Source organism: Mycobacterium nebraskense (assembly GCF_002102255.1).
GTDB lineage: Bacteria > Actinomycetota > Actinomycetes > Mycobacteriales > Mycobacteriaceae > Mycobacterium > Mycobacterium nebraskense.
The window spans coordinates 159,964-165,979 of the sequence record NZ_LQPH01000158.1 but is presented as its reverse complement, the minus strand read 5'-3'; the positions used below and the strand labels follow the sequence as shown (position 1 = coordinate 165,979).

General features: G+C 66.9%; 7 protein-coding genes and 1 pseudogene. 2 read left to right on the top strand and 6 right to left on the bottom strand.

From position 1 onward, the window contains the following. The 4 genes and pseudogenes from AWC17_RS24365 to lepA form a co-directional block, all read right to left on the bottom strand. Nucleotides 1-437: sensor domain-containing protein (locus AWC17_RS24365; protein ID WP_141224754.1), on the bottom strand; the 437-nt coding region annotated here is incomplete at its 3' end. Further along, a complete protein-coding gene (locus tag AWC17_RS33895; RefSeq protein ID WP_264056332.1) occupies nucleotides 437-793 on the bottom strand; it encodes a sensor domain-containing protein in 357 nt (118 codons plus the stop codon). The genes AWC17_RS33895 and AWC17_RS24365, both read right to left, overlap by 1 nt. 74 nt (nucleotides 794-867) lie before the next feature. Next, a pseudogene (locus AWC17_RS33890) lies at nucleotides 868-1,161 on the bottom strand (sensor domain-containing protein); the annotation flags it as partial. Nucleotides 1,162-1,166: 5 nt separating this feature from the next. Beyond that, on the bottom strand, nucleotides 1,167-3,161 hold the full coding sequence (lepA, locus tag AWC17_RS24355; protein ID WP_082123088.1) for a translation elongation factor 4: 1,995 nt from the start codon (nucleotides 3,159-3,161) through the stop codon (nucleotides 1,167-1,169). Here lepA and AWC17_RS24350 point away from each other — a divergent pair. Next, the gene (locus AWC17_RS24350; protein ID WP_046185099.1) at nucleotides 3,143-3,742 is read left to right on the top strand and encodes a type II toxin-antitoxin system PemK/MazF family toxin; all 600 of its coding nucleotides are present in this window, start codon (nucleotides 3,143-3,145) and stop codon (nucleotides 3,740-3,742) included. The two genes, lepA and AWC17_RS24350, sit on opposite strands and share 19 nt — an antisense overlap. A 132-nt stretch (nucleotides 3,743-3,874) precedes the next feature. Here AWC17_RS24350 and AWC17_RS24345 read toward each other — a convergent pair whose 3' ends face one another. Next, nucleotides 3,875-4,303 carry a CBS domain-containing protein gene (locus tag AWC17_RS24345; protein ID WP_046185102.1) on the bottom strand — a complete coding sequence of 143 codons (429 nt, stop codon included), beginning with the start codon at nucleotides 4,301-4,303 and terminating at the stop codon, nucleotides 3,875-3,877. Between the two features lie 187 nt (nucleotides 4,304-4,490). Here AWC17_RS24345 and AWC17_RS24340 point away from each other — a divergent pair, with 187 nt between their 5' ends. Beyond that, a complete protein-coding gene (locus AWC17_RS24340) occupies nucleotides 4,491-5,330 on the top strand; it encodes a ribonuclease Z (RefSeq protein WP_046185100.1) in 840 nt (279 codons plus the stop codon). Between the two features lie 3 nt (nucleotides 5,331-5,333). Here AWC17_RS24340 and AWC17_RS24335 read toward each other — a convergent pair whose 3' ends face one another. Next, nucleotides 5,334-5,909, bottom strand: coding sequence for a hypothetical protein (locus tag AWC17_RS24335; protein ID WP_141224758.1), 576 nt, complete (start codon nucleotides 5,907-5,909; stop codon nucleotides 5,334-5,336). Between the last annotated feature and the right edge of the window lie 107 nt (nucleotides 5,910-6,016).

Sequence of the window (6,016 nt, the reverse complement as noted above, 5' to 3'; positions counted from 1 at the left end):
TACCTCGGATAGATTGGCAAAGACACGCCGATACCGCAGATACGGTGGCAATACATCACATCGGATGTCAACGGACACGCCGGTCCGCGCATGTTCCACCATGTTTCCCGCGCCGCGTTCTTGACGTCGCCGGATTGGTAGGCGTTCTTCACCATCATCGAGGTGACACCGACGCAGTTGAGGGGCGAGACCGCGCCGAACGCCGGCGGCAACACCTCGGGGCCGCCGAACCGCGCCGGAAGTTCGGTTTTGGCTCCGAAGGACTGGCCGAGCAGCTTCGACAGTTCACCGTCGTCGAGGAGCACCTTCTTGACGGGTTGCCCGGTGACCGGGTGGGGCTTCAAACCCGGCGCGGGCCGCGCGGTGCCGGCGACGGTGCAGCCGGTGCCCAGCGCGATGGCCAATAGGCAGGTGAGGACGGTCCGGCCGGCTCTCATCAGTTGCTGCTCGAGACTTTTCGCAACATCGCCTTGACGACATCGATGGCCCTGGTCCCGGCTTGCGCGTGCGGGTCGACGGCGACTTTGACATCGGCGATGATGTCGCCCTGGATGCCCACGGCCCGCTCGTCCGGGGCTGGCGAAGTGTGATGGTTGTCCCACCCGACGACGGTCGCCGAACGCACCGGCCCGTCGGCGCGGGTGTTTGTCACCTTCGCGTACAACTCGGTGTTGCTCGAGTCGTGGGTGAATATGGTGACCGTGGTGCCCGCGCAATGTTGCCATTGCTGCACGAACGACGCGAAGAGTCGTTGTGCGTCGGCCGGCGACGCCAGCTTGATCGCCGCCGCCATTGCGCTGGAAAGGCCACGCCGGAGTCGTAATTCCAGTAGGACTGCGTCGCGGCGCCGCGTACGTGGCCATTTTCGTAGACGATGCGCATCGCCGGCTCGATGACGCCGAGGCATTCGATGGGTGCGGCGTCACCGCTGTCCCGAATCCCGTTGGGCAGCATGTCGATACCACCAACCAACGCGGGACTATGTGGCGGCAGCGCGTTTCCCACCGCGGCGCTGACCTCCTCGGCGTCCGGCAGGATTTGTTCGAGTGGCAACGCGGCTCCGCCGAGGTGACCAGCGCGCGTAGGTGTGCCGGTGACCGTCGTGACGCATCCGGTGCCCAGCACACCGATACCAGCCAGAGCAACGGCCCGTGTCAGCATCGGGGCTACTTCTTGCCCTTGTCCCCCGCGGCATCGGTGGACAGCGCCGCGACGAAGGCCTCCTGCGGCACGTCCACCCGCCCGATGGTCTTCATCCGCTTCTTGCCCTCCTTCTGCTTTTCCAGCAGCTTGCGTTTGCGGGTGATGTCCCCGCCGTAGCACTTGGATAGCACGTCCTTTCGGATCGCCCGGATATTCTCGCGCGCAATGATTTTGGACCCGATGGCCGCCTGCACCGGCACCTCGAACTGCTGGCGCGGAATCAGCTCTTTGAGTTTGGTGGTCATCTTGTTGCCATAGGCCGAAGCCGCATCTTTGTGGACAATCGCGCTGAACGCGTCGACGGCCTCGCCCTGCAACAGGATGTCGACCTTGACCAGCTGGGCCTCCTGTTCGCCGGCCTCCTCATAGTCGAGGCTGGCGTAGCCGCGGGTCCGCGACTTCAGCGAGTCGAAGAAGTCGAAGATGATCTCCCCGAGCGGCATGGTGTAGCGCAGTTCGACCCGCTCGGGTGACAGGTAGTCCATGCCACCCAGCTCGCCGCGGCGCGACTGACACAGCTCCATGATGGTGCCGATGAACTCGCTGGGCGCGATGATGGTGGTCTTGACCACGGGCTCGTAGACCGTGCGGACCTTGCCCTCGGGCCAGTCGGACGGGTTGGTCACGATGATCTCTGTGTCGTCATCTTTGATGACCCGGTAGACGACGTTGGGCGACGTCGAGATCAGGTCCAGATCGAACTCGCGCTCCAGGCGTTCGCGGGTGATCTCCATGTGCAGCAGGCCCAGGAAGCCGCACCGGAACCCGAAGCCCAGCGCCACCGACGTTTCCGGCTCGTAGGTCAGGGCCGCGTCGTTGAGCTGCAGCTTGTCCAGGGCATCGCGCAGGTCCGGGTAATCGGAGCCGTCCACCGGATACAGGCCCGAGTAGACCATCGGCTTGGGTTCGCGATAACCGGTCAGCGCCTCGGTGGCGCCGTGCCGGGCCGTCGTCACCGTGTCGCCGACTTTGGACTGGCGGACGTCCTTCACCCCGGTGATCAGGTAACCCACCTCGCCCACCCCCAGGCCCTGGCTGGGCTTGGGTTCGGGCGAGACGATGCCCACCTCGAGCAGCTCGTGGGTGGCGCCGGTGGACATCATCAAGATGCGCTCACGCGGGACGATCTTGCCGTCCATCACCCGGACATAGGTCACCACACCGCGGTAGATGTCGTAGACGGAGTCGAAGATCATCGCGCGGGTGGGCGCGTTGGCGTCGCCCTGCGGAGGGGGCACCTCGCGCACGACGTGGTCGAGCAGGTCGGCGACGCCCTCGCCGGTTTTGCCGGACACCCGCAGCACGTCGTCCGGCTCGCAGCCGATGATGTGGGCGATCTCCCCCGCATAGCGGTCGGGGTCCGCCGCGGGCAGGTCGATTTTGTTGAGCACCGGGATGATGTGCAGGTCACGGTCCAGCGCCAGGTACAGGTTGGCCAGCGTCTGCGCTTCGATGCCCTGGGCGGCGTCGACCAGCAGCACCGCGCCCTCACAAGCCTCCAGCGCCCGCGACACCTCGTAGGTGAAGTCGACGTGGCCCGGGGTGTCGATCAGGTGCAGGACGTGTTCTTGATCGCCGACTTTCCAGGGCAGCCGCACATTCTGGGCCTTGATCGTGATGCCGCGTTCCCGCTCGATGTCCATCCGGTCCAGGTACTGCGCCCGCATGTCCCGGTCTGCGACGACCCCGGTCAGTTGCAGCATTCGGTCGGCCAGCGTCGACTTGCCATGGTCGATGTGAGCGATGATGCAGAAGTTCCGAATCAGCGCCGGCGGGGTGAAGGTCTTGTCGGCGAAACTGCTGATGGGAATCTCCTGGTCTGCACATGCTTGCGGCCGCTTGAACGCCGGCTCATTGGTATGTCCAGGGTATCTAGGCAGGGTGGCCGAGACATACTTGGACACAATCGCACCCGCGCGCCCGCGTCTATGCTGCGAATATGGCGTCTGCCCGCAAATCCCAGTGGAAGACGTTCCAGCGGTTCGCGGAAAACCTGGTGTTCGATCGGGCCCCGCGGCTGGCCCGGCACGTGCAGAACTCACAGACCGTGCTGCGGGAATTGCAGCAGGCCGTGAAGATCACCGCGAACGTCATCGCCGCCGCCGCGCCGCAACCGCCCGCCGTCACCGCGGGACGCCCGGTGACCAGCGCGAGTTTCCCCACCGCGCAGCGGGCGCGCAGGCTGGTCTACGCCCCCGACCTCGACGGTCGGGCCGATCCCGGCGAGATCGTGTGGACGTGGGTGGTTTACGAGGACGACCCCACCCGCGGCAAGGACCGCCCCGTGCTCGTGGTCGGTCGTGACCGTCGCGTCTTGCTGGGGTTGATGGTGTCCAGCCAGGAGCGCAACGCCGAAGACCGGGACTGGATCGGGATCGGTTCCGGCGCTTGGGATTACGAGGGCAGGCAGAGTTGGGTCCGGTTGGACCGGGTGCTCGATGTGCCCGAAGAGAGCATTCGCCGCGAGGGCGCGATCCTGGATCGGGAGATCTTCGATCTGGTGGCCGAGCGGTTGCGCGCGGACTACTCCTGGAGCTAGTCGCCCGCCCAGCGTGTAACCACTGCGAAAAGACCGCAGGATTTTCGCGCTGAGTACACGTTCGGCGAAGAGCAGTCAGCCCCGCCCGGTGACGATGCACGCCGTGGAACGGCGTGAGAAGGAACCGGGCAGTCAGCCCTGCGTGATGTAGGACTGCAGCTGCTGCTGTTCGGCCTCGAGTTCTTCCATCCGGGTCTTCACCACGTCGCCGATGCTGACGATGCCGATCAGCTTCTTGCCGTCGAGCACCGGCACGTGACGCACCCGGTTCTTGGTCATCAGCACACTCAGGGAGTCGACCGTGTCGGCTTTCGTGCAGGTGGCGAGGGTGGTGGTCATGATCTTCGAGATCGGGCGGGACAGCACGCTGGCGCCATGGGTGTGCAGTTGGCGCACCACGTCGCGCTCGGAGACGATGCCGACGACGCCCTCGTCGCCGACCACCACCATGGCCCCGATGTTCTGATCAGCCATGCCGGCGAGCAGCTCTTTGACCGTCGCCTCGGGGTTGATGGTCACCACCGCCGCGCCCTTGTTCCGCAAGACGTCCGCAATCCGCATCAAGGCCTCCAGCCGGTTTGTGATCCGCTTCACATCAGGCTACGGCTAACTCGCGCGGCGCAAAAGCCACGACGAGAACCGGTAGCCGATCCGTGTCCGTACCCTGACGTCGCCGTTCGAAACCGGTGCCCGGCCGGATCGTCAGATTGGGCCACTGCGGAGGGCGGCGGCTTGCAAGATAGGGGCCATGATTGAGATCACGCTGCTAGGGACCGGAAGCCCGATCCCAGACCCCAACCGCGCCGGGCCGTCGACTTTGGTGCGGGCGGGCGGGCAGGTGTTTCTGGTGGATTGCGGCCGTGGCGTGTTGCAGCGCGCCGCAGCGGTGGGCGTCGGCGCCGGCGGATTGTCGGCGCTGCTGATCACCCATCTGCACAGCGACCACATCGGAGACCTCGGTGACCTCCTCATCACGCGGTGGATCAGCACCTTCGCACCGGACCCCGCGCCGCTGCCGATCATCGGACCGCCCGGGACCGCGGAGACGGTGGAGGCGACGCTGCAGGCCTTCCGCCACGACATCGGGTACCGGATCGCTCATCACGCCGACCTGAACGCCCCACCGGCGGTCGAGGTCCACGAATGCACCGAGGGGGCGGTGTGGGACCGCGACGGAGTGTCGATCCGCGTGGCGCCGACCGATCACCGGCCGGTAGCGCCGACCATCGGGTTCCGAATCGACTACGGGACGGCGTCGGTGGTGCTCGCCGGGGACACCGTGCCCTGCACCGACCTGGACCAGCTGGCGGCCGGCGCTGGCGCGTTGGTGCACACCGTGATCCGCAAGGACATCGTCGGCAACATCCCGCAACAGCGGCTCCAGGACATCTGCGACTACCACTCGTCAGTCGAAGAAGCGGCGGCAACCGCGGCCCGCGCGGGGGTGGGCACCCTCGTCATGACGCACTACGTGCCGGCGCTGGTGCCGGGCCAGGAAGAACAGTGGCGGGCGCTGGCGGCTTCGCAGTTCGGCGGGCGGATCGAGCTCGGTGACGACCTGCATCGCGTCGAAATCAACGCGTCGTAAAGGTCATTCCCGAATGTCGTTGCGCCGCAACGGCAGCAGCGCCCCGGCCAGTACCAGCCAACTCAGCGCCAGCACCCGGGCAGCCGGCAGGATCACGCCCAGCGCCGGCCAGATCAATACCACCGTCGCGGATTCGGCGAGGGCGGCGGTTCCCAGGCCGGCCCAGGCGACCGCTCTCGGCAGCAAACCCAGATTCAGGCCGGGCGCCGCCATCGCGGCGACCAGCAGACCCAGGGCGACGATGTGCCCCGGCCCGCCGACCAGGAACACCAGCAAGTACAGCGCCCGGACCAACGTCGTATCCGCGGCCACTTCGGGCCGCGACAGCGGCCAGGCCAGCAACCCGCACAGCCCCAGCGCGCCGGCCGCCAAAGTGCCACCTGTGAGCGCGACCGCGGCGCCTGGCGCCGCAGCTCCGAGCTGGCGCAGCCGCGCACTGGCCGCCGCCGCGTAGATCGCCAGGGGTATCGACGAGGCAAACGTCGCGACGGCGATGACGCGCACCGCGACCGGCTGCGCGCGGACGTAGGCCGCCACCGCGGCCACCGGGCCGTACGGCAATGGCATCACACCGCCCAGGCCGACCCCAACGGCGATTCCACCGAAGAGCAGCGCCGCGCACAGCACCGCAAGCGGCAGCAACGGGGAGCCGCCGCGGCGGGGCGCAGTGTCGTTCATGGCATGAA